Genomic DNA, 21,782 nt, shown 5'->3' with positions numbered 1-21,782 from the left:
AGGGCGGACGATGGACGAGGCACGGGCGCGGGAGGTGCTGGCCGCGGCAAAGGTGCTGCCCGGCCCGGCGCGGGAGGCGCGGCTGCTCGCCCTCGGCGAGAACGCGGTCTTCGCCGCCGGCGACCTGGTGGTCAAGGTGGGCCGCGACGCCGGGCTCCTCGGGCGGGCGGACCGGGAACTGGCCGTCGCGGTGTGGCTGGAGGAGGCCGGTGTGCCGGCGGTGCGGGCGGCCCGGCCGGACGCGCTGACGGTCGACGGGCATCCCGTGACCGTGTGGCACCGGCTGCCCGACGCGGTGCGGCCCACCGAGCCGCGGGACGTGGCCGCACTGCTGCGGCTCGTCCACGCGCTGCCCTCCCCCTCCTTCGAGCTGCCGCCCCGCGAACTGCTGGGCGGGGTGGAACGCTGGCTGCGGCTCGCCGGCGACGCGATCGACCCCGCGGACGCGGCGTACCTGCGCGAGCGCCGGGACGGCTTCGCGACGGCCGCCGCCGCGCTCACCCCCCATCTGCCGCCGGGCCCGATCCACGGCGACGCGCTCCCCCGCAATGTGCACGTCGGCCCCGACGGGCCGGTCCTGGTCGACCTGGAGACCTTCTCGGCCGACCTGCGCGAGCACGACCTGGTGGTGATGGCGCTCAGCCGGGACCGCTACGGACTGCCCGCCGAGGCGTACGACGCCTTCACCGCGACCTACGGCTGGGACGTGCGCGAGTGGGAGGGCTGCGCGGTGCTGCGCGGGGCCCGTGAGACGGCGAGCTGCGCCTGGGTGGCCCAGCACGCGCCGAGCAACCCGAAGGCGCTGGCCGAGTTCGGACGCCGGGTGGCGTCGCTGCGGGACGGGGACCCGACGGTGCGCTGGTATCCGTTCTGACGGCCGGCCCGGCGGGGCCGGGTCAGACCGGCTCGCCGGCCGGTTCGCGGACCGGCCACGTCCCGTCGACGACCGCCGTGGCGTCGCCCTTGCGGCGCAGGAAGCTCTGGAAGTCGGCCGCCCACTCGGCGTACCACTCGATCTGGCGGCGGTGCAGCTCCGCCGGGCCGAGGGCGGCGACCGCGGGGTGGCGGCCGGCTATCGCGGAGGCCAGCCGGGCCGCGGCGAGGGCGTCGGCCGAGGCGTCGTGGGCGGCGTCGAGCGGGACGCCGTACTCCCGGCAGACCGCTTCCAGGTTGCGCTTGCCGCGCCGGTAGCGCTCCACGGAGCGGTCGATGGTGTACGGGTCTATGACGGGCGCGGGGTCCAGGCCGCCCAGGCGCTCCCGCAGGGACGGCAGCCCGTGGCGCCGCAGTTCGGCACTGAGCAGGGTGAGGTCGAAGGCCGCGTTGTAGGCGACGACGGGGACACCCGCCTTCCAGTGGCCGGCGAGGACGTCGGCGATGGCGTCGGCGACCTGGTCGGCGGGGCGGCCCTCGCCGGCCGCGCGCTCGTTGCTGATGCCGTGCACCGCGACCGCGTCCGCCGGGATCTCCACGCCGGGGTCGGCCAGCCATTCGCGGCGGCCGAGCGGCACCCCGCCCCTGACCTCGATCACGGCGCCGGTGACGATGCGCGCCTCGCGCGGATCGGTGCCCGTCGTCTCCAGGTCGAAGCCGATCAGCAGCTCCCGGTGCCAGCCCATGGGCGGTCCCCTCCTCGGTGGTGCGTTCCCCCAGTGCTCTCCACCTTCGCACGGGCCACTGACAATCAGGGGATCGCGTTCCGTCCGCGCCGGTGCCGGCCCCCGGCGGTGCTCAGGACACCGGCCGCGAATCCGCCCACATCAGCTCGAACTCCTCACGATAGGTGGGGAAGAGTCCGCCTTCCTCCGCCTGGTCCGACTGGCCCGGCTTCACGACCTTGCCGCCGTTGCGCCCGTTGCGCAGGACGAGCACCGGCGCCTCCATCCCCCGCGTCCGGCGCAGGTAGGACTGCACGACCGCGATGCCGTCGGCGCCGTCGCCGTCCACGAGGTAGGCCGTGAAGCGGGGGGTCTCGTCGAAGACCTGGATCTCGAAGGCGCCCGGGTCCCGCAGCCGGGAGCGCACCCGGCGCATGTGCAGGATGTTCGTCTCGACGGCACGGCTCAGCTCGCCGCGCTTGATGCCCAGTTCGCGCTCGCGGCGTTTGATCGCGCTGGAGGCGGGGTTCAGGAACAGCAGCCGCACCCGGCTGCCGGAGTCGGCCAGCCGCAGCAGGCGGCGGCCGGAGAAGTTCTGCACGAGCAGGTTGAGGCCGATGCCGAGGGCGTCCACGCGGCGGGCGCTGCCGAAGATGTCCTCCGCGGGGAACTGGCGCAGCAGCCGGACCCGGTCCGGGTGCACGGCGACCACGTCGGCGTACCGGTCGCCGACCAGGTCCTCCACCGCGTCGACCGGGAGCCGGCGCGTGGAGGGCAGGTCGCTGCCCGCGCCGAGGACCTCCAGCAGCCGCGCCGAGGCACGCTCGGCCTGGTTCAGGACCGCCTCGGACAGCGCCCGGTTGCGGGAGACGACGTTGCGGGTGACCTCCAGCTCGTCCAGGGCCAGTTCCACGTCGCGGCGGTCGTCGACGTAGGGCTCGAAGCAGGGCCAGTGCTGGACCATGAGCTCGCGCAGCTGCGGCAGAGTGAGGAAGCTGAGGACGTTGTCGTCGGCCGGGTCGAGGAGGTAGCCCTTGCGGCGGCTGACCTCGCGGACCGCGACGGCGCGCTGCACCCACTCCTGTCCGGCGGGGCCGGCCGCGGCGACCACCCAGTCGTCGCCGTGGACGGGCTCGTAGACCGGCCGCAGCACGGCGGCGACGACGGCGCGCAGCCGCTGCTCGACGAGGTTCAGCCAGATGTAGGCCCGGCCGGCCCGCTGCGCGCGCGTGCGCACCTCGTGCCAGGCGTCGGCGTCCCAGTCCAGTTCCGGACCGATCGCGCCCGCGTTCACGGGCCGCGCCAGGGACACCGCACCGGGCGGGACGTCCGTGGAGGTCCCCTCGTGACCCTCGTCACCAGGGGGCAGCTCCAGCCCTCCCGAGCCCACCCGCGCACCGCCTTCCGCTCCCCCGGAGCATCACCGGGGAGACCCCGTCCCAACGATCAAGGAAGGGTACTCCGCGAGTGGTGCGCGGTGCAGCCCGATGGGCAGGCTGGTTCCGCCAACACCCTTGGGCCACGGGGCCGTTCCGCCCCTCCCCCCTCCGGCGAGTGAGCCGTTTCATAGCGGTGACGCGGTACGGCGCGAAGCCGACGGCCGAGAACCCGGCGGGAACGGATCGGCGCGCGGTGGGTAAGAGGCACGTGAGTGCTAGGTGGTCGCCTCACTTTCGGGGAGACTCGGAGCCCAGGCGTCCGCACCGGCGCCGCACACCTGAGAGAGTCGTGTCCATGCAGGTCTGGCCTGGAGAGGCGTATCCGCTCGGCGCCACGTACGACGGCGCCGGCACCAACTTCGCGGTCTTCACGGAGGCCGCGGACCGAGTAGAGCTGTGTCTGCTGCACGACGACGGCTCGGAGACGGCGGTGGAACTGCGGGAGAGCGACGCGTTCGTCCGGCACGCGTACGTGCCGGGCGTGATGCCGGGGCAGCGGTACGGCTACCGCGTCCACGGCCCCTACGCGCCGGAGCGCGGGCTGCGCTGCAACTCCGCGAAGCTGCTCCTCGACCCGTACGCGCGTGCGATCAGCGGCTCGGTCCAGTGGGGGGAGGAGGTGTACGGCTACCACTTCGACGACCCCGGCCGGCGCAACGACCTGGACTCGGCGCCGCACACGATGTCGTCGGTCGTGGTCAACCCGTACTTCGACTGGGGCGACGACCGGCGCCCCCGGACGGAGTACCACCACACGGTGATCTACGAGGCCCACGTGAAGGGCCTCACCATGCGTCACCCCGGCCTCCCCGAGGAGCTGCGCGGCACCTACGCGGGGCTCGCGCACCCGGCGGTCATCGAGCACCTGACCGAACTGGGGGTGACGGCGCTGGAGCTGATGCCCGTCCACCAGTTCGTCAACGACCACCGCCTGGTCGACATGGGGCTGAACAACTACTGGGGCTACAACACGATCGGCTTCTTCGCCCCGCACAACGCGTACGCCTCCTGGGGCGACCGCGGCCAGCAGGTGCTGGAGTTCAAGTCGGCGGTGAAGGCGCTGCACGAGGCGGGCATCGAGGTCATCCTCGACGTGGTCTACAACCACACCGCCGAGGGCAACCACCTGGGCCCGACGTTGTCCTTCAAGGGCATCGACAACCCGTCGTACTACCGGCTGACCGACGACCCCCGGTACTACATGGACACCACGGGCACGGGGAACTCGCTGCTCATGCGGTCCCCGCACGTCCTGCAGATGATCATGGACTCGCTGCGGTACTGGGTCACCGAGATGCACGTCGACGGGTTCCGCTTCGACCTCGCGGCGACCCTGGCGCGGCAGTTCCACGAGGTGGACCGGCTGTCGTCGTTCTTCGACCTGGTGCAGCAGGACCCGGTGGTCTCGCAGGTGAAGCTGATCGCCGAGCCGTGGGACGTGGGCGAGGGCGGCTACCAGGTGGGCAACTTCCCGCCGCTGTGGACCGAGTGGAACGGCAAGTACCGGGACACGGTGCGGGACCTGTGGCGCGGCGAGCAGCGCACCCTGGCGGAGTTCGCGTCCCGGCTGACCGGTTCGTCCGACCTCTACCAGGACGACGGCCGCCGCCCGCTGGCCTCCATCAACTTCGTCACCTGCCACGACGGCTTCACCCTGCACGACCTGGTCTCCTACAACGACAAGCACAACGAGGCCAACGGCGAGGACAACCGGGACGGCGAGAGCCACAACCGGTCCTGGAACTGCGGCGCCGAGGGGGACACCGACGACCCCGCGGTGCGGGAGCTGCGGGCGCGGCAGATGCGGAACTTCATCGCCACGCTGCTGCTCTCCCAGGGCGTGCCGATGATCAGCCACGGCGACGAGTTCGCCCGCACCCAGCGGGGCAACAACAACGCCTACTGCCAGGACAACGAACTGGCGTGGGTGGCCTGGCCCGAGGGCGAGGACGCCGACACCGGGCTGCTGGACTTCACGCGCGCGATGGTGTGGCTCCGCAGGGACCACCCGGTCTTCCGCAGGCGGCGCTTCTTCCACGGCCGGCCCGTGGAGGGCACCCACGACGAGCTGTCGGACATCGCCTGGTTCACCCCGGAGGGCACGGAGATGACCCAGCAGGACTGGAACTCGGCGCGGGCGTCGGCCCTGACGGTGTTCCTCAACGGCAACGCGATCTCCGAGCCGGGCCCGCGCGGGGAGCGCATCGCCGACGACTCGTTCCTGCTGATGTTCAACGCCTCCCCGAAGACGCTGGACTTCGTGGTGCCGCTCGACCACGGCCGGCAGTGGGAGGTGGTGGTCGACACCGCCCGCACCGAGGGTGTACCGGCCCGGACGGGGACGAAGGTCCAGGCCGGGGACCGGCTGACGCTGGTGGACCGGAGCCTGACGGTGCTGCAGCGGCCCGTCTAGGACGCCGTGTCGCCAAAGCGGTCCTCCACGCGCGCGTGGAGGACCGCCCGGCTGCCCGCGGCGTACGGCCCGGGGCGTGCGGCCACGGCGATCGCGAAGGCCGCGGCCGCGGTCGCCACCGCGAAGGCCGCCACGGGGCCGTGGGACTCGGCGAGCCGGCCGGTGACGGCCACCGCCACGGCCTGACCGCCGACGATCGCGCTGGTCGCGTAGGCCATCGCCTCGGCGAGCCGGACGCGCGGCACCGTCCGCTCGGTGAGCGCCAGCACGGTGATCAGGTGGGGGGCGTAGGCGATGCCGAGGACGGTGACGACCGCGTACAGGGCGGGCAGGGTGTCCGTCCACAGCAGCGGCAGCGAGAGCACGCACGCCGCCGCGGTGGCCGCCCGCCGGCGGGCCCGCAGGCCGACCCGGGCGGGTACGGCGGCCATGGCGAGCCCCGCGCCCGCGCTCATCACCCCCATGGCGGCGTACACCAGCCCGGCCTGCTCGCCCTCGCCGAGCCGTTCGGTGAACGCGGTGATCCCCGCCTGGCAGGCCCCGAACATCGCGCCCTGGAGGGCGAGGGCGGCGTAGAGGGCGTACACGGGACGGGGCATGCGGACGCGGGCGCCGGCGGGTGGGGCGCCGGGCGCGGCCGGCACGGCGGTGCCCGGCGCCCGGGCGGTCGGGTGCAGCGCGAAGCCCGAGCCGCACAGGACCACCAGCAGGGCCGCGGCGCCCAGGGCGTGGGCGGGGTGGGCCAGCACCGCCGCCAGGCCCACCAGGGCCGGGCCGAGCACGAAGGAGATCTCGTCGAGGGTGCTCTCGAAGGACAGGGCGGCGCCCACGGTCGGCTCGGAAGCGCCCGCGCCCCGGGCGAGGGCGACCAGCCGGACCCGGGCCAGCGGGCCGATCAGCGGCACGGTGGCGCCCGCCGCCGCGCCGAGGACGGCCAGCGCGGGCGTCGGCAGCCGGGCGAGCGCACCGGCCACGAGCGCGGCGATCGCCACGGCGTTGACCAGGCTGAGGACGAGGACGACCGTGCGCTGGCCGTGCCGGTCCGCGAGCCGGCCCACCAGCGGGCCGCACGCCACCTGGCCGACGGCGAGCGCGCCGCCGGTCAGCCCGGCGGCGGCCAGGGAGCCGCTGGTGCGGGCGACGAGCAGCACACTGCCGAACTGGATGGTGGCCGTCGGCAGCCGCCCCAGGAAGGACACCACGGGCAGCAGCGGTCCGGACAGCCCGATGACCTCCCGGTACGTCCGCAGCGTGCGGTTCCGCCGCTCCGTGCCCGCCGTGCTCCGTGTGCTGCCCATCGCTCGAAGCTAGCCACGCGCGCGTACGCCCGGGGATGGGCCGATGACACGAAAGGCGGCGGGGCGGGTACGTAGGTTTCCATGACACCTGAGCGACCCGACCCGGTGCCCCCGTCCCCCCCGGCCCCGTCCGCGCCCCCGGCTCCCCTCGCCACGTACCGGCTGCAGCTGCAGCCCGGGTTCCCGTTCGCGGCCGCCGCGGCGGCCGTGCCGTACCTGTCCTCGCTCGGTGTGACCCATCTGCACCTGTCCCCCGTGCTGGAGGCGGTCCCGGGCTCGCTGCACGGCTACGACGTGGTCGACCCCGAGCGGGTGCGCGAGGAGCTGGGCGGCGAGGAGGGGCTGCGGGCCCTGGCGCGCACCGCGCGGGAGCACGGCCTCGGGCTGGTGGTGGACATCGTGCCGAACCACATGGCGATGTCCCCCCGTCACAACCGCGCCCTGTGGGAGGTGCTGCGGGAGGGGCCGAGGTCACCGTACGCGCGGTGGTTCGACATCGACTGGGAGGCGCAGGGCGGCCAGGTGCTGCTGCCCGTGCTCGGCGCACCCGTCGGCGAGGTGCTGGACGACCTGCGGGCCGACGGCGACGTGCTGCGCTACCACGACCACGTCTTCCCCCTCCGGGAGGGCACCGGGGACCTGCCGCTGCCGCAGCTGCTGGACGCGCAGTGGTACCGGCCGGTGTGGTGGCGGCTGGCCCGCACCGAGCTGAACTACCGGCGCTTCTTCAGCATCTCCGAGCTGATCGGGGTGCGGGTGGAGGACCCGGAGGTGTTCGAGGCGACACACGCCACGATCCTGCGGCTGCTGCGCGAGGGCGTGGTCGACGGGCTGCGCGTCGACCACCCCGACGGCCTCGCCGACCCCGACACCTACCTGGCGCGCCTGCACGAGGCCGGCGGCGGCCGGTGGACGGTCGTGGAGAAGATCCTGGCGGACGGGGAGCGGCTGCCCGCGGCCTGGCCCGTCGCGGGCACGACCGGCTACGACGCCCTGCGGCACGTCGACGGGCTCTTCACCGACCCGGTGGGGCACGGGGAACTCCTCGAGCGGTACCGCGCGTTCGCCGGACCGCGGCCGGACCGGGGCGGGGACTGGGCGGCCACGGCGCGGCGGGCGGCGTACGAGGTGCTCACGCACGAGCTGGCGACCGAGACGGACCGGCTGACCCGGGTGGCCCACCGGCTGTGCGTCGCCTCTCCGGACGCCGTGCTGCGCGACCGGGCGCCGTGGGCGCTGCGCACCGCGCTGCGGGAGCTGCTGGTCCGGCTGGAGGTGTACCGGCCCTACGCGTCGGTGGACGCGGAGTCGGTCGTCACCGAGGAGGCGGCGGCCGAGGCGCGGCGCGCGTTCACGGTGCCGGAGGAGGCCGGAGCGGTGGACGTGGTGCGGGACCTGGTGCTGGGGCGGTTCGGTGACGGGCCGGACCACGTGGAGTTCCGGACGCGGTTCGCCCAGACGGCGTCGGCGCTGCGCGCCAAGTCGGTGGAGGACACGGCGTTCTACCGCTACGTGCCGCTGCTGTCGGCGACCGAGGTGGGCGGGAACCCGGGCGCTCCGGCGGTGTCGCCGGAGCTGTTCCACGCGTACTGCGCGCGCGTGCAGCGCGACTGGCCCGTGACCGGCACGGTCGTGTCGACCCACGACACCAAGCGCAGCGCCGACGTGCGCGCCGCGCTGGCGGTGCTCACCGAGTGCCCGGAACGCTGGGCGGACGTCCTGACGGAGGTCACGGGCGCCGGTGAGCAAGCGCCGGACGCGCAGCTTGCGTGGGCGGCCTGGCAGACGGTGTTCGGGCTGGGACCGGCGGACGGGGAGCGCGTGGGGCAGGCGCTGCTGAAGCACGTGCGCGAGGCGAAGACGCGCACCAGCTGGACCGAGCAGGAGCCGGAGTACGAGGAGGCGGTGGCCCGGTTCGTGGCGAAGGGGCCGTGCGGTCCGCCCGGCGAGCGGGTGGCCGCCTTCCGGGCCTCTGTGGAGCCCCATGTCCGGGCCAACGTCCTCGGCACGGCCCTGACCCACCTCACGATGCCGGGCGTGCCGGACCTCTACCAGGGCACCGAGGGCGAGTACCGGGCGCTGGTGGACCCCGACAACCGGCGTCCCGTGGACTTCCCGCCCGCCGGCGCCGGGGACGCCGGGGACAAGGACGCGGTGACCCGGGCGGCGCTGGCGCTGCGGGCACGGCGGCCCGGCGCGTTCGGCGGCACGGCGACGTACGAGGCGCTGCGGGCCGAGGGCCCCGCGGCGGCGCACTGCGTGGCGTTCGTCCGCTCCGGCCAGGTCCTGACGGCCGTGACCCGGCTGTCCCTGCGGCTGGCCGAGTCGGGCGGCTGGCGCGGGACGACGCTCGCGCTGCCGCCGGGCCGCTGGACCGACGCGCTGGGTGCCGGCCGGGAGTTCGAGGGCCACGTGCGCGTGGAGGACCTGTTCGCGGACCTGCCGGTGGCACTGCTGGAGCGGACGGGGACACCGGCGGAGACCGGCTGACGGGGCCCGGACGCGGCGCCCGGCGTCCGGCACGTGGACGCCACCGCCCACGTGCCGGACGCCGCCGCTCACGACGGCCGGCCCCGGCGCCGCCGCGGGCACCCCCACCGGCCCGCGCCGCCCCCGGCCCGGGCCACGGCCCTGTGGTGCCGGTGCCGGTGCCGGACACGGCGGCGTGGTGTACCGCGCCCGGTGAGGCGCACGCCCGCCGCGGGGCGGCGCCGTCGGCCCGGGGCCCCGGCCGCGCGACGTCAGGTGCGGCCGCGCCCGGCGTGGCCGGTCCGCGGGGCGGCGTGGCCCGGGGCTCAGCCCGTCGCCGCACCCACCGGTGCGCGGGCGCCGGCCGGGTGTGCGGGGGCGCCCGGAACCGGCCACGCCGTGCGGAGCAGGTCGACGAAGGCCTCGGCGGCGCCGGTCGGGGGGACGCGGGAGAAGACCGTCAGCGGGCGCCGCCACGGCGGGTCGGGCGTCAGGACCACGCAGTCCTCGCCGACCGCCCCGCCCACGATGTACGAGGGCGCCGTGCACACCCCGACGCCGGCGGCGGCCATCCGCACGGCCGTCGACGTGTGCTCGGTGAAGACGGCGGTGCGCGGCCGGAAGCCGGCCCGTCCGCACACCCGGTCGAGGAAGCGCTCGCCCTCGACGAGGGGTTCCATGGCGCACCGCACCCAGGGCCGGTCCGCGAGCTCCGGCAGCGTCACCGTCGTACGGCCCGCGAACCGGTCGTCGAAGGGCACCACCAGGACGATCTCCTCCTCGCCGACCGGGACGACCGTGCCGGGCCAGGCGCCGGGCGCCGGACCGACGGCGAGGTCCGCGGTGCCGCGCTCGACCTCCTCCTCCAGCGCCTCGGTCGTCGCGTACTCGTGCAGGTGCAGCAGGACCCCGGGGTGCGCGGCCCGCCAGCGGGCGAAGACGTCGGGCAGGATCCCGACGGCGACCGAGTGCACGGCCGCGACGTGCAGTTCCCCGCCCTCGGCCCCGGCGGCGGCGCGGGCCGCGCGGCGGGCCTGGGCGGCGCTGCGGACGGCGAGTTCGGCGTGCGGACGGAAGGCGCGGCCCATCGGCGTCAGGCGCACCCCGCGCGGCATGCGCTCCAGCAGGGCGCCGCCGACCGACCTCTCCAGGGCCTTGATCTGGTGCGAGAGCGCGGACTGCGTGACGTGCAGGGTCTCGGCCGCCCGGGTGAACGACGCCTCGTCGACGACGGCCATGAAGTACTCCATCTGGCGCAGACTCATCCCCGCTCCTCCCCCGGCCCGGCCGCGGTCCCCACGCCACGCCGCCATGAACGTCCTGCATCGAACCCACAAGAACATTGCCTTGGACTCATGGCAAGGGCCGGACGGAGGCTGGGGCCATGAACACACACGACGTGATCGTCATCGGCGGTGGCACCGGCGGCTACAGCACCGCGCTGCGCGCCGCGGCCCTGGGTCTCGACGTCGCCCTGGTCGAACGCGACAAGGTCGGCGGGACGTGTCTGCACCGCGGCTGCATCCCGAGCAAGGCGATGCTGCACGCCGCCGAACTGGTGGACGGCGTCGCCGAGGCGCGTGAGCGCTGGGGGGTGAAGGCGAGCCTGGACGGTGTCGACTGGCCCGCGCTGGTCGCCACCCGCGACGACATCGTGGCGCGCAACCACCGGGGCGTCCAGGCGCATCTCGCGCACGCGGGCGTGACGGTGGTGCGGGGCAGCGCGCGGCTCACGGGACCGCGCTCCGTGCACGTGGACGACGGCTCCGGCCTCACCGCACGCCGGGGGATCGTGCTGGCCACCGGTTCGCGCCCGCGCACGCTTCCGGGGCTCGACCCGGACGGACGGCGCGTGGTGACGAGCGACGACGCGCTCTTCGCGCCCGGACTGCCGGCGGCCGTCCTGGTGCTGGGCGGCGGCGCGATCGGCGTCGAGTACGCCTCGTTCCACCGTTCGATGGGCGCCGAGGTCACCCTGGTGGAGGCCGCGGAGCGGATCGTGCCGCTGGAGGACGCGGACGTGAGCCGCCATCTGACGCGGGGTCTGAAGAAGCGCGGCGTCGACGTGCGGACGGGTGCGCGGCTGCTGGACGCCGAGGTGCTGGACGACGGCGTCCGCGCGCGGGTGCGCACCGCGCGGGGCGAGACCCTCGTGGTGGAGGCCGAGCGGCTGCTGGTGGCCGTCGGCCGGACGCCGGTCACCGACGGGCTCGGCCTGGAGGCGGCGGGCCTCGGCACCGACGGGCGCGGCTTCGTCGTACCGGCGGACTGGGACCGGCTGGAGACGGCCGTGCCCGGCGTCCACGTCGTGGGCGACCTGCTGCCGCCGCCGTCGCTCGGACTGGCCCACGCGTCCTTCGCGGAGGGCCTGCTGGTGGCCGAGACGCTGGCGGGCGTGCCGTCCGCGCCCGTCGACTACGCGGCCGTGCCCCGGGTGACGTACTCGGCGCCGCAGACCGCCGCCGTGGGACTGAGCGAGGCGGAGGCGCGTGCGCGCGGGTACGAGCCGGCCGTCGACGTGATGCCGCTGACGGCCGTGGCCAAGGGGATGGTGCACGGACAGGGCGGGATGGTGAAGGTCGTCGCCGAGCCCGGGGGCGGCCGGGTGCTCGGGGTGCATCTGGTGGGCCCGCACGTGTCGGAGATGATCGCCGAGAGCCAGCTGATCGTCGGCTGGGACGCCGAACCCGCCGACGTGGCCCGGCACGTCCACGCCCACCCCACCCTGTCGGAGGCGGTCGGCGAGGCGTTCTTGACCCTGGCGGGCCGCGGGCTGCACCAGCAGTGACGGCGGGTGCGCCCGGTCACCGGCCCGCCGGGCTCACCCCCGCGCCTCGTCCAGGGCGAACACCGCCCCCGTCCGCGCCGCCATGACGCAGGTGTTGGGGAAGGTCTGCGCGTACTCCACGGCCCGTCCCCGCCACTGCCCGTGGGCCTGCGCGGTCACCGGTGCGTGGACCATCGGGCAGTACGTCTCCCGCGACGGGACGCGGCCGGGGTCCCCGTCCGCCGCGGCCAGCTCCGCGCACGCCTCGGCCGCGCGGGCATGGCCCCGGGGCGGGTCGCACCGGAGCATGGCGCGGCGGGTGGTGCCGGAGGTGGCGTCGCCCTGGGTGAGTGTGACCTGGAGCCAGTCGTCCGCGGGCTCCGGCTGTGCGGCCGCCCGTGCGGGGGCCGTGCCGACGGCGAGGAGGGCGGCGGTCAGGAGGAGGCCCGTCCGGGCCGCCGCGGCGGTGATGATGTGGGTCATTCCCGGTGCATCGGCACGGCGGGCTCGGTGCCCCAGCCCGGCTCACCCGAACGGGAGACCGCGCTCGTGCGCCGCCCGGCCAGTTCGAACGCGGCGAGCACGACGCGGCTCTGGTACTCCACCTGGCGTGCGACCGGTATCCAGCGGGCCCCGCAGCCGTCGCGGTAGTCGGCGCACCACTCGTCGACGAGCCGGTCCAGCTCCGGCAGCACGTCTGCCGGATCGTTTCCGCCGCGGGTCACCAGCTGGTGCAGCAGACCCGCCGTGCGCAGGGCGAGGCGCCGGCCGGCGATGCGCAGGGCGACCAGGTGGGCGGTGCTCATGGGCGGCAGGGGACGGCCCGTTCCGTCGTCGGCGTCGGGGTCCCACGCGTCGGCGAGTCTGGGGCAGACCAGCAGGTAGTCGTCGACCGGCGCGAGCAGGCGGGCCGCGTCCGGGCCGCCCGCCGCGTGCGGCCGGAGCCGGGCGAGGAGGCGGTGCAGCCGGCGGGTGTCGTGGCGCAGGGTCCGGCTCACGGAGCGCAGCACGGCGTCCCGGTCGGCCGGGGGCGAGTCGTCCGCGACGGCCGCCACGCCCCACATGGGCGCCTCGACGACCGCGGTGACCGTGCCGTACCGCCGCGGGTGGCACCAGGTCGAGTCGACGGCGGCCTCGGTGATGGCCTGGGTGAGGTCGCCGTGGTGGGGCGGCGGTATCCGGTAGAGGGCGGGGCCGAGGCCGGGCCAGTACAGGGTGTCGTAGGAGCCGAGTTCACGGGGGATGCCGAGGCGGGCCGCGGCGTGGGCCATGCGCTGGGCGAGGCCCGGCAGGTCGTGGGTGAGTTCGGCGAAGCCGCCGCCGACGTCGACGCCGTGCAGGGAGCAGTGCAGGAAGGGCCGCAGCTCGTCCTGGAGGGCGAGCAGGGCCCGGGTCTCCGGCAGTGCGGCGCGGTCGGGGCCGTCGGGGAGCCACTCGGGCTGTTCCAGGAAGCCGGGCCGGAAGAAGTTCCGGGCGTAGCGGCCGAGGGTGTACGGGCCGGACAGCCAGCCCTCGTTGCGGCGCAGGCCGTCGGGGTCGGCGCACAGCAGCAGGTTCCAGGTGGCGTCGGCGCCCTCGGTGAGCCGGGGGTCGGCCAGGGCCCGCTCGGCCAGCCGCAGGACGGTGGCGCCGCCCACGGGCTCGTTGGCGTGCGGTCCGGCGACGACCAGGGCCTGCCGGGTGCCGTGGCCGACGGAGAGCAGCAGCAGGGGGGCGCCCGCGCGGGAGGTGCCGACGCGGCGCAGCCGGGCGCTGCGGGGGTGGCGGGTGACGAGCGCGGCGGCCCGGACGCCCAGTTCGTCCACGGTCGGGTAGCGCAGGAGGGGCGGCAGGGCACACCTCCTCGGTGGGGCTCGGTTCACCTGGCGTGCGCGGTGTACGCACAGTCAGTCACGACTTCAGGGGTACGTCAACACCAGCAGGAGCAAAGGAGTTTGACCCGCATCATGGCAGGCCACGCGGTGTGAAACCCAGGCCAGGACTGTGCGGGGGTTCAGTGGGCGGCGAGGCGGAACGACATCTGCCCGAAGCCGATCTGGTCGCCCTCGCGGACCAGGGCCGCGCCGATGACCCGACGTCCGTTGACCGTGGTGCCGTTGGTCGAGCCGAGGTCGCGCAGCACCCACGTGCCGCCCTGGCGGACGAGTTCGGCGTGCACGCGGGAGACCGTCTCGTGGGACAGCCGCAGCCCGCACGCCGGGTCGCGCCCTATGCGCAGCGGATGGCCGGTGCCGGGGTGCGGCAGCAGCAGCTTGGGCAGCCGCTCGGCCTGCCAGGCCCGACGCAGCCGGACGCCGAAACCGGACACCGCCTCGACGGTGCCGAACACCAGGCGCGAGACCCTGCCCTCGGTAGGCAGATCGGCGGTGAGCGCGGCGAGTTCGTGGGAATGGTGGGCGGTCAGCGCCAGTTCCATGCGGCGCACGAAGGTGTCGTGCGACAGACGGCCCAGGGCGACGCCGTCCCGGAGCGCCTTCAGCGCCTTGTCGCGCTCCGCGTCGGACAGCCGCGCGGGGTGTGTGGGGAACTCGAAGGACGACGTCACGCAGGTGATTGTCGGTCAGCCGGGACGGAGTGTCCAGAAAACCGGGAAACGGCCGCCGCGCGGGCGCGGGTCGCACGACACCCGCCGCGAACGGCGGCGTTCACCAGCGGATTGATCGCTTTTGCAGGACCATGGACGGGCTACGTCACGGTGAGCAGACGAAGGGGAACCGTCCGTGCAGTTCGAGGTGTGGGCACCGCAGGCCGACCGCGTGACGCTGACGTGCGACGGCGTCACGCACGCGATGGAGCGCGATCCGGAGCGGCGGGGGTGGTGGTGCGGCCGGGCCGAGGCGCGGGACGGCTCGCGCTACGGCTTCGCGGTGGACGACGGGCCGGTGCGGCCGGATCCGCGCTCGCGGCGCCAGCCGGACGGCCCGGACGGGCTGAGCGCGGTCGTCGACCACGGGCGCCACGCGTGGCGCACCGAGTGGGCCGGACGCCCGCTGCCCGGCGCGGTGCTGTACGAGCTGCACGTGGGCACGTACACGCGCGAGGGCACGCTCGACGCCGCCGCCGAACGGCTCGACCACTTGGCGGAACTGGGCGTCACCCACGTCGAGTTGATGCCGTTGTGCCCCTTCCCGGGCCGGCACGGCTGGGGGTACGAGGGCGTGTCGCTGTGGGCGGTGCACGAGCCGTACGGCGGGCCGGACGCACTGAAGCGGTTCGTCGACCGGGCCCACGAACTCGGCCTGGGCGTCGTCCTGGACGTGGTGCACAACCACCTGGGCCCGTCCGGCAACTTCCTTCCCGTCTTCGGCCCGTACTTCACGGACACCCACCACACGCCCTGGGGCGCCGCGGTCAACCTGGACGCGCCCGGCTCCGACGAGGTGCGGGCGTACCTCGTGGACAGCGCGCTGGCGTGGCTGCGCGACTACCGGCTCGACGGCCTGCGCCTGGACGCGGTGCACGCCCTGGCCGACACGCGCGCGTGCCACTTCCTGGAGCAGTTGTCGACGGCCGTGGACGGCCTGGCCGCCGACCTGGACCGGCCGCTGTTCCTGATCGCCGAGTCCGACCTGAACGACCCGCGGATCATCACCCCGCGCGCGGAGGGCGGCCTCGGCGTGCACGCGCAGTGGAACGACGACTTCCACCACGCCGTGCACACCGCGCTGACCGGGGAGTCGCAGGGCTACTACGCCGACTTCGCGCGCGACCCGCTGGCGGCGCTCGCCAAGACGCTCACGCGGGGCTGGTTCCACGACGGCACCTACTCCAGCTTCCGTGGCCGCGGCCACGGCCGGCCCCTGGACCGGCAGCGCACGGCGGCGCACCGGCTGACCGGCTACAGCCAGACCCACGACCAGATCGGCAACCGCGCCCGGGGGGACCGGCTGTCGTCCCTGGTCTCCCCGGGCCTCGCGGCCTGCGCGGCCACGCTGACGCTGACGGCGCCGTTCACGCCGATGCTGTTCATGGGCGAGGAGTGGGCGGCGGGAACGCCGTGGCAGTTCTTCACCGACCACACCGACCCGGAGCTCGCCGAGGCCGTACGGCGCGGCAGGCGTCGGGAGTTCGCCGCGCACGGCTGGAAGGAGGAGGACGTGCCCGATCCGCAGGACCCGGCGACGCGGGACCGTTCCTGCCTCGACTGGTCGGAGCCCGGGCGCGAGCCGCACGCGCGCGTGCTGGCCTGGTACCGCCGGCTGATCGCCCTGCGGCACGAGCAGCCGGACCTGACCGACCCCGACCTCGGCGACACCAGGGTGGCCTACGACCGCGAGGCGCGGTGGCTGGCCTTCCGGCGCGGCGACATCCGGGTGGCCGTCAACCTGGGCTCCGAAGAGGCGGCGATCCCGCTGGGGTCCCGCCCCGCGCGCGTGCTCGCGGCGTGGGAGCCCGTCCGCGGGCCGGGCGAGGACGGGGTGCTGCGCGTGCCGGGCGAGTCGAGTGTGGTGCTCGTCCAGGAGTGACGCGCCGGCGGGTGCCCTCAGGTGGCGTCGCCCGTGCCGCCCGGGCCGTCCTCGCGGAGCTCCGTCACCCGTTCCAGCAGGATCGGCTCCCAGGCGCGGCGCAGCCGGGTCCGCAGCAGCGGCAGGGACGTGTCCGACCGGCCGGCGAGGGCGTCGGTGAGCTGGACGACCGTGTCGCAGCGGGCCAGCCACAGGCCGCGCAGGCAGGGCCGGGCGCCGTAGCCGGCGAGGGTGGCGGCGCGCACGGCGGCGGGAGAGCCGACGGAGAGCGCGAGTCCGGCGATGTCCTCGGCCGGGTCGCCGAGGACCGCGTCGGCCCAGCCGAGCACCCCGCGCACCCGTCCGTCGGCGCCGACCACGAGGTGCTCGCCCGCCAGGCCGTGGTGGACGAGGACGGCGGCACCGGGCTGGGCGCCGAGCTGGGCCGTCGCCGCCGCCGTGAGCCGCTCCGGCCGGGCCGGGTCGAACTCGTCGGCCTCGGCGAGACGCCGGGCTGCGCGCTCGGCGGCCCGGCGCAGCGTCTCCAGGGACCGCGGGGCGGTCCGCGGCACGCCGAGGGTCTCGGCCTGGCGGAGGGGCACCTCGCGCAGCCCGGCGAGCAGCGCCGCCAGGTCGGCCTCGCCGACGGCGGACACGGCGTGCCGCTCGCCCGACCCGCCGGGCACCTTGGCGTCCAGCGTGTAGGTCAGTCCCGGCGCCCACTCGCCGTGCGCCACGCTCGTGGGCACCGCGACGGGGAGGTACGGACGGACCAGGTCGCGCAGGCGCAGCTCGCGGCGCTGGCGCACGGCGGTCTCACGGTCGGGGGCCAGCCGCAGCACGTGGCGGGCGCCGACCCACCAGGTGGCGGGCTCGGCGCTCTCCTCGACGGGCCGGACGTCCGGCGCCGCGCCCTCGCTGAGCAGGGTACGGACCAGTCGGCGGACCGTGTCCGCGGTGGGTGTCGGTGCCTGGGCCATGGTCGCGCCGTCGTCTTCCGGGTCTTCGTCTTCCGGGTTTTCCAGGTCTTCCAGCGGGTCCGGGGCCGTGCGGGGCGGCTCACTCCACCACGACCATCTCCCTGGTGGTGTCGTTGAGGCGCCGGCCGCCGTCCTCGGTGACCGTGACGATGTCCTCGATGCGCACCCCGAACCGGCCGGGCAGGTAGACGCCGGGCTCGACGGAGAAGCACATGCCGGGCACGAGGGGCTGTTCCTCGCCCTCGATCATGTAGGGCGGCTCGTGCGTGGTGACGCCGATGCCGTGCCCGGTGCGGTGGATGAAGTGCTCCCCGTACCCGGCGTCGGCGATGACGGAGCGCGCGGCCCGGTCGACCTCCTGGCAGGCCACGCCGGGCCGCACCGCCCGGAAACCGGCCTCCTGCGCCTCGCGCACCAGGTCGTGCACCCGGCGCTCCTCGTCGGTGGGCTCGCCGACGTGGACGGTGCGGGAGGTGTCGGACCCGTAGCCGTCCTTCAGCCCGCCGAAGTCGAGGACGACCATGTCGCCGTCCTCGATGACGCGGTCGCCGACCTCGTGGTGCGGGTTGGCGCCGTTCGGGCCGGAGGCGACGATCGTGAAGTCGACCTGGGAGTGGCCGGAACGCCGCAGCAGGTCTGCGAGGTCGGCGGCGACGTCGGACTCCCGGCGTCCGCCGAAGCGCGCCGTCCGGATCTCCTCGAACGCCGCGTCCGCCGCCGCGCCGGCCGCCGCGAGCAGCTCCAGCTCCGCCGCGTCCTTCACGGCGCGCAGCATCGGCAGCGCCTCGGTGAGGGAGGCGTACGAGGTGCCGGGCAGCGTCCGCTGGAGGCCGAGCAGGTGCATCGCCCAGGCGTTGTCGCTGACGCCGAACCTCCCCGAGCCGTCGAGGAGTGCGGCGGTGACGGCGTAGGGGTCCTTGCCGTCGGTCCAGTCGCGCAGGGTCAGGGCGGGCGCGCCGACGGCCTTCTCCGCGTCGGGGGCCTCCAGCGTCGGCACGACGAGGACGGGGTCCCGGCCCGCGGCGAGGACGAGCAGGGTGAGGCGTTCGGTGGCCGCGGTGGGCGCGTAGCCGGTGAGCCACACGAGGTCGGGACCCGGCGCCACCAGCAGCCCGGCCAGGCCGGCGTCGGCGGCCGTCCGCGCGGCGCGCTCCATGCGGGCCCTGTAGTCGTCGGCGGTGAAGGAAGCAGCGGGCGTACTGCCGGTCATCCGGGCCTCCTGGACGGACGAAGGGTACGGGCAGCATCCTGCCCGGGGCACGGGGGCGACGCGAGCCGGCCGGCGGGCTCGCCCCCGCCGGCATCGATCCTAGGGGGTGCCGTTCGGACCGTGCCGGGGCCGCGGGGGCCGGCACGCGCGTCCGCGGCGCTGCCGTCGGTCGCCGGGGCTGCGCACCGTCGCCCGGAGCCGGCCCGGTCCGAACGGCACCCCCCTGGTCGCCGCGCGCCGGCCGGCCGCCGCTCCGGCCGCTTCCGGACGGTCACGTGAGGACCCCCGGAACGGCCGTCAGCCGCTGGTGGCTCCCGCTCTCGTGGCGCACGGTCAGCTCGACCTCCTTGCCGGGCCGGGCGCGGGCGACGGCGTGCGCGAGGTCGGCGGCCGAGTCGACGCGGGTGGTGTCGAACGCCAGGAGCACGTCGCCCCTGACCAGGCCCGCCGTGTGGCCGGGGCCGGGCACGTGGACGCCGACGACCAGGGCGCCCGGCTTCTCGTGGTCCACGGCCTCCACGCCCAGGGTCGCGCCCGCCCGTGCCGGGGCCGGGCCGGGGGTGGCCGCCGGGTGCGCGGGGGCGGCCCGGCCGCCGGGCGGTGTTCCCGCGCCCGGCGCGCCGGTCTGACGTTGCAGGTCGGCGAGTCTGCTCATGCCGATCACGGTGGCGCCCACCGTGCCGAGCCCGACCCCCGCCAGGAGCAGGACGGTCGCGGCGAGCAGCGCGCACAGCAGGGTGGTGAGCCGCCGCCGGTGCCCGCGCGCGGCGTGCGGGCACCGGGCCGGGTCGGGTGCGGTGCCGGCCCCGGGTTCCCGGCCGGGCATCGGCTTGGGTCGCAGCGCACTCTGTTCCATGGTCCACCTCCGGCAGTGCTCTACCCGGCGCCCCGGCCCGTGACGAGTCACGAACGGGTGAGGCCGGCCGGCAGCCGCCCGCCCCGGGGGCGCCTGCGGCCGGGGTCAGCCGAGCGCGGGCAGCGCGGCTCCCCTCGGGACGGGTACGGCCGGGGGCCGGTCCGGGAGGAAGCCGTGGGTGCGTCGGCCCAGGTACTCCGCCTTGTAGCGCGGAACGTTCCGGTGCCAGTTGAGGATGCCGGCCATCCAGTTCTGCAGGTCCTTCACGTAACCCCGCATGACGGCCCGTGCCTCGTCCGACAGCTGGAAGTCGTCGTAGACGACGGGGAGTTCGTGCGCGACGACGTGCTCGAACTGGCGCATGCGCTGGTTCATCAGGTCCTGCACGACGGGGAGCGCGGTCGGATAGTCGATGCCGAAGAAGTTCTGCACGACGAGGACCGCGTTGTGGATCTCGCCCTCGTACTCGATCTCCTTCTGGTACGAGAAGACGTCGTTGAGGAGGCAGGCGTAGTCGATCGCCGCGTTCTCCAGGGAGCGGACGGGGCCGCTGCGGTAGACCTCGGGCGGCACGGCCGGGCCGTGTCCGGCGCGGCACAGTCCCAGGGTGAGGTCGGAGCCGAAGGTGGCGCGGCGCATCTCCAGGTAGTCGACCGGGTCGGGGACGCGGTTCTGGATCTGGTTGGACAGCTCCCAGACCCAGGCCTCGGTCATCGTGTCGACGGCCGTCTTGAGGGGGAGGCGCTCCTGGGGCGTCATGTGGACCGTGGTGCGCGCCCACAGGTCGATCAGGGCGCGTTCCATGGCGTTGGCCGGCGGGGGGACCGGCTCGCCGTCCAGCGGCATGCAGGCCGACAGCCGCGCCGTGGTCAGCCGGGCTGCGGCCAGGTCGCGCCGGTGGCCGTGGACGAGCGGGTAGTAGTCGTCGCCGTAGGTGCCGAAGGCCAGCCAGTCGGAGGCGAGGTCGAGCTGCTCCGGGGTGGCGTCCGGGTCGAGTCCCGCGGCGCACAGGGGCAGGTCGCAGCTCGCGAGCTTGTCCTCGTCCCAGACCCCCTCGCCGAGGAAGCCGATCGCCCGCGACCACTCGGACAGGTGCCGCCGCGCGGCGTCGAGGTGGGGGCTGAGCTCCAGCGGGAACGGCATCCGGATGTCGGGGATGACCGACGGACCGACCTTCCGGAACGGCACGTGCGTATAGGAGCGCAGTCTCTCGGCGCCGGCCGCGGCCAGCAGCGCGCCGACGTCGGCGGCGGAGGTGCCGGGTCCGGTGAGGGTCTGCCAGGGGCCGGTGGACCGGGCGCCCTCGTTCATGTAGCGGCTGGAGCGCAGGTGCCACTCGTGGCCGCCGGACTGCCAGTCCTGGAGGCCCTTCGCGTACGCCCCGACGGCCGCGACCTCGGCCGGGGTGAGCCCGTTCTCCAGGGCCACCGCGGGCACCTCGGTGAAGGCGGTGTGCTCGAACTGGTGGAGCCGGGAGGTGAGGACGTCGTTGACCATGTCGGCGGCCTGCTGGGTGGTGCAGCCGAAGAACGTCTCCAGGACGAGCACGCCGTTGCTGAGCTCGCCCTCGTCCTCGACCTCCCGCTGGTACGAGAACAGGTCGTTGCGCAGGTGCACGGCGTCGGAGAACGTCTCCATCAGGACCCGCAGCGGCCTGGTCCCGGCGACGGCGGCGGGCACCTCGGCGGTCGCGTACTCCACCAGCCCGGCGGACCAGGGGGCGCCGCCCACCTTGCGGCGCATCTCGATGTACTCGACGGGGTTGGCGATCCGCCCCTCGTTGATGTTGGACAGCTCCCACAGGGACTCGTTGAGGAGGTGCTCGGTGGCGACGGCGAAGCGGCGGCGCCAGCCGGCCGACATGGCGGGCACCGTGCGCCTCCACAGGTCGGCGAGACCGGCCTCGACCGGATTCTCCGGCTCGGGCGTCCCGGTGGCCGGGTCGAGCGGCATGAACAGGGGCAGCCGGTCCAGATGGGCCTTGCCGGCGACGCGGTCCTGGCTGCGCTTGAACTTCTCCAGGAAGTGGTCGTCGAAGAAGAAGACCCACACGTACCAGTCGGTGATGAGGGAGAGCGCGGGGCCGTCGCAGTCGGGGTGGGTGTAGGCGCAGAGCAGGCCGTAGTCGTGCGCGTCGAGGTCGGACCGCTCCCAGACCCCGGAGCCCTCCAGCATGCCCATCTCGCGCGCCCACGCCGTCGAGTGGGCGCGGGCCTCGTCGAGATGCGGATTGAGCCGCGCGGGATGCGGCATGTAGAAGTGCGGGAGTTCGAAGGGCTGTCGCGTCATGGCCGGGCCCTACCCAGG

At 75.1% G+C, this 21,782-nt stretch carries 16 protein-coding genes; 5 read left to right on the top strand and 11 right to left on the bottom strand.

Annotated features, from left to right (window positions below; translation table 11 throughout):
* Window positions 1–10: 10 nt before the first annotated feature.
* Window positions 11–874, top strand: a complete 864-nt coding sequence (locus ACZ4V6_RS20505) for a phosphotransferase enzyme family protein (RefSeq protein WP_467829270.1) — start codon at window positions 11–13, stop codon at window positions 872–874.
* Between the two features lie 22 nt (window positions 875–896).
* Here the strand turns inward: ACZ4V6_RS20505 and ACZ4V6_RS20500 are convergent, their stop codons facing one another.
* Both ACZ4V6_RS20500 and ACZ4V6_RS20495 read right to left on the bottom strand, forming a co-directional pair.
* Window positions 897–1,619: an exonuclease domain-containing protein gene (locus ACZ4V6_RS20500; RefSeq protein WP_467829268.1), complete on the bottom strand. Its 723-nt coding sequence runs from the start codon at window positions 1,617–1,619 to the stop codon at window positions 897–899.
* A gap of 112 nt (window positions 1,620–1,731) precedes the next feature.
* A complete protein-coding gene (locus ACZ4V6_RS20495; protein WP_467829265.1) occupies window positions 1,732–2,988 on the bottom strand; it encodes an SAV2148 family HEPN domain-containing protein in 1,257 nt (418 codons plus the stop codon).
* Window positions 2,989–3,332: 344 nt separating this feature from the next.
* Between ACZ4V6_RS20495 and glgX the strand changes: the two genes are divergently transcribed.
* Window positions 3,333–5,450, top strand: coding sequence for a glycogen debranching protein GlgX (glgX, locus tag ACZ4V6_RS20490; protein ID WP_467829263.1), 2,118 nt, complete (start codon window positions 3,333–3,335; stop codon window positions 5,448–5,450).
* On the opposite strand, the gene ACZ4V6_RS20485 is transcribed toward glgX, so the two are convergent.
* Window positions 5,447–6,748, bottom strand: coding sequence for an MFS transporter (locus tag ACZ4V6_RS20485; RefSeq protein ID WP_467829261.1), 1,302 nt, complete (start codon window positions 6,746–6,748; stop codon window positions 5,447–5,449). The two genes, glgX and ACZ4V6_RS20485, sit on opposite strands and share 4 nt — an antisense overlap.
* Window positions 6,749–6,829: 81 nt before the next feature.
* Between ACZ4V6_RS20485 and treY the strand changes: the two genes are divergently transcribed.
* Complete coding sequence (treY, locus tag ACZ4V6_RS20480; RefSeq protein ID WP_467829259.1) at window positions 6,830–9,238, top strand: malto-oligosyltrehalose synthase; 2,409 nt, start codon at window positions 6,830–6,832, stop codon at window positions 9,236–9,238.
* Window positions 9,239–9,543: 305 nt separating this feature from the next.
* Here the strand turns inward: treY and ACZ4V6_RS20475 are convergent, their stop codons facing one another.
* Window positions 9,544–10,482 (bottom strand): LysR family transcriptional regulator, encoded by a 939-nt coding sequence (locus ACZ4V6_RS20475; protein WP_467829257.1) that lies wholly within the window; start codon window positions 10,480–10,482, stop codon window positions 9,544–9,546.
* A gap of 119 nt (window positions 10,483–10,601) precedes the next feature.
* Here ACZ4V6_RS20475 and lpdA point away from each other — a divergent pair, with 119 nt between their 5' ends.
* Window positions 10,602–12,005 carry a dihydrolipoyl dehydrogenase gene (gene lpdA / locus ACZ4V6_RS20470; protein ID WP_467829254.1) on the top strand — a complete coding sequence of 468 codons (1,404 nt, stop codon included), beginning with the start codon at window positions 10,602–10,604 and terminating at the stop codon, window positions 12,003–12,005.
* A 33-nt stretch (window positions 12,006–12,038) separates the two neighbouring features.
* Here the strand turns inward: lpdA and ACZ4V6_RS20465 are convergent, their stop codons facing one another.
* The 3 genes from ACZ4V6_RS20465 to ACZ4V6_RS20455 form a co-directional block, all read right to left on the bottom strand.
* Entirely contained in the window at window positions 12,039–12,467 is a 429-nt protein-coding gene (locus ACZ4V6_RS20465; protein WP_467829252.1) for an SSI family serine proteinase inhibitor, read from the bottom strand.
* The gene (locus ACZ4V6_RS20460) at window positions 12,464–13,789 is read right to left on the bottom strand and encodes a M14 family zinc carboxypeptidase (RefSeq protein WP_467829249.1); all 1,326 of its coding nucleotides are present in this window, start codon (window positions 13,787–13,789) and stop codon (window positions 12,464–12,466) included. Before ACZ4V6_RS20460 ends, ACZ4V6_RS20465 begins: the two co-directional genes overlap by 4 nt.
* A 188-nt stretch (window positions 13,790–13,977) precedes the next feature.
* Entirely contained in the window at window positions 13,978–14,529 is a 552-nt protein-coding gene (locus ACZ4V6_RS20455; protein WP_467829246.1) for an FHA domain-containing protein, read from the bottom strand.
* Between the two features lie 175 nt (window positions 14,530–14,704).
* Here ACZ4V6_RS20455 and treZ point away from each other — a divergent pair, with 175 nt between their 5' ends.
* The gene (treZ, locus tag ACZ4V6_RS20450; protein ID WP_467829243.1) at window positions 14,705–16,450 is read left to right on the top strand and encodes a malto-oligosyltrehalose trehalohydrolase; all 1,746 of its coding nucleotides are present in this window, start codon (window positions 14,705–14,707) and stop codon (window positions 16,448–16,450) included.
* 17 nt (window positions 16,451–16,467) lie between these two features.
* Here treZ and ACZ4V6_RS20445 read toward each other — a convergent pair whose 3' ends face one another.
* The 4 genes from ACZ4V6_RS20445 to cyc2 form a co-directional block, all read right to left on the bottom strand.
* Window positions 16,468–17,409, bottom strand: coding sequence for an aminoglycoside phosphotransferase family protein (locus ACZ4V6_RS20445; protein WP_467829241.1), 942 nt, complete (start codon window positions 17,407–17,409; stop codon window positions 16,468–16,470).
* A 79-nt stretch (window positions 17,410–17,488) separates the two neighbouring features.
* Entirely contained in the window at window positions 17,489–18,619 is a 1,131-nt protein-coding gene (locus ACZ4V6_RS20440) for an aminopeptidase P family protein (RefSeq protein WP_467829238.1), read from the bottom strand.
* 271 nt (window positions 18,620–18,890) lie between these two features.
* On the bottom strand, window positions 18,891–19,475 hold the full coding sequence (locus ACZ4V6_RS20435) for a PDZ domain-containing protein (RefSeq protein ID WP_467829236.1): 585 nt from the start codon (window positions 19,473–19,475) through the stop codon (window positions 18,891–18,893).
* A gap of 105 nt (window positions 19,476–19,580) precedes the next feature.
* Window positions 19,581–21,764, bottom strand: coding sequence for a germacradienol/geosmin synthase Cyc2 (cyc2, locus tag ACZ4V6_RS20430; protein WP_467829233.1), 2,184 nt, complete (start codon window positions 21,762–21,764; stop codon window positions 19,581–19,583).
* Window positions 21,765–21,782: the final 18 nt, after the last annotated feature.

The organism is Streptomyces sp. NPDC029152 (assembly GCF_055564355.1).
The sequence above is the reverse complement of the archived record's forward strand: the minus strand, read 5'-3'. Positions and strand labels throughout refer to the sequence as shown.

Coding starts and splice junctions, on each gene's coding strand:
- ACZ4V6_RS20505 (WP_467829270.1), top strand. CDS start 11: ATGGACGAGGCACGGGCGCGGGAGGTGCTGGCCGCGGCAAAGGTGCTG.
- ACZ4V6_RS20500 (WP_467829268.1), bottom strand. CDS start 1,619: ATGGGCTGGCACCGGGAGCTGCTGATCGGCTTCGACCTGGAGACGACG.
- glgX (WP_467829263.1), top strand. CDS start 3,333: ATGCAGGTCTGGCCTGGAGAGGCGTATCCGCTCGGCGCCACGTACGAC.
- ACZ4V6_RS20485 (WP_467829261.1), bottom strand. CDS start 6,748: ATGGGCAGCACACGGAGCACGGCGGGCACGGAGCGGCGGAACCGCACG.
- treY (WP_467829259.1), top strand. CDS start 6,830: ATGACACCTGAGCGACCCGACCCGGTGCCCCCGTCCCCCCCGGCCCCG.
- ACZ4V6_RS20475 (WP_467829257.1), bottom strand. CDS start 10,482: ATGAGTCTGCGCCAGATGGAGTACTTCATGGCCGTCGTCGACGAGGCG.
- lpdA (WP_467829254.1), top strand. CDS start 10,602: ATGAACACACACGACGTGATCGTCATCGGCGGTGGCACCGGCGGCTAC.
- ACZ4V6_RS20465 (WP_467829252.1), bottom strand. CDS start 12,467: ATGACCCACATCATCACCGCCGCGGCGGCCCGGACGGGCCTCCTCCTG.
- ACZ4V6_RS20445 (WP_467829241.1), bottom strand. CDS start 17,409: ATGGCCCAGGCACCGACACCCACCGCGGACACGGTCCGCCGACTGGTC.
- ACZ4V6_RS20440 (WP_467829238.1), bottom strand. CDS start 18,619: ATGACCGGCAGTACGCCCGCTGCTTCCTTCACCGCCGACGACTACAGG.
- ACZ4V6_RS20435 (WP_467829236.1), bottom strand. CDS start 19,475: ATGGAACAGAGTGCGCTGCGACCCAAGCCGATGCCCGGCCGGGAACCC.
- cyc2 (WP_467829233.1), bottom strand. CDS start 21,764: ATGACGCGACAGCCCTTCGAACTCCCGCACTTCTACATGCCGCATCCC.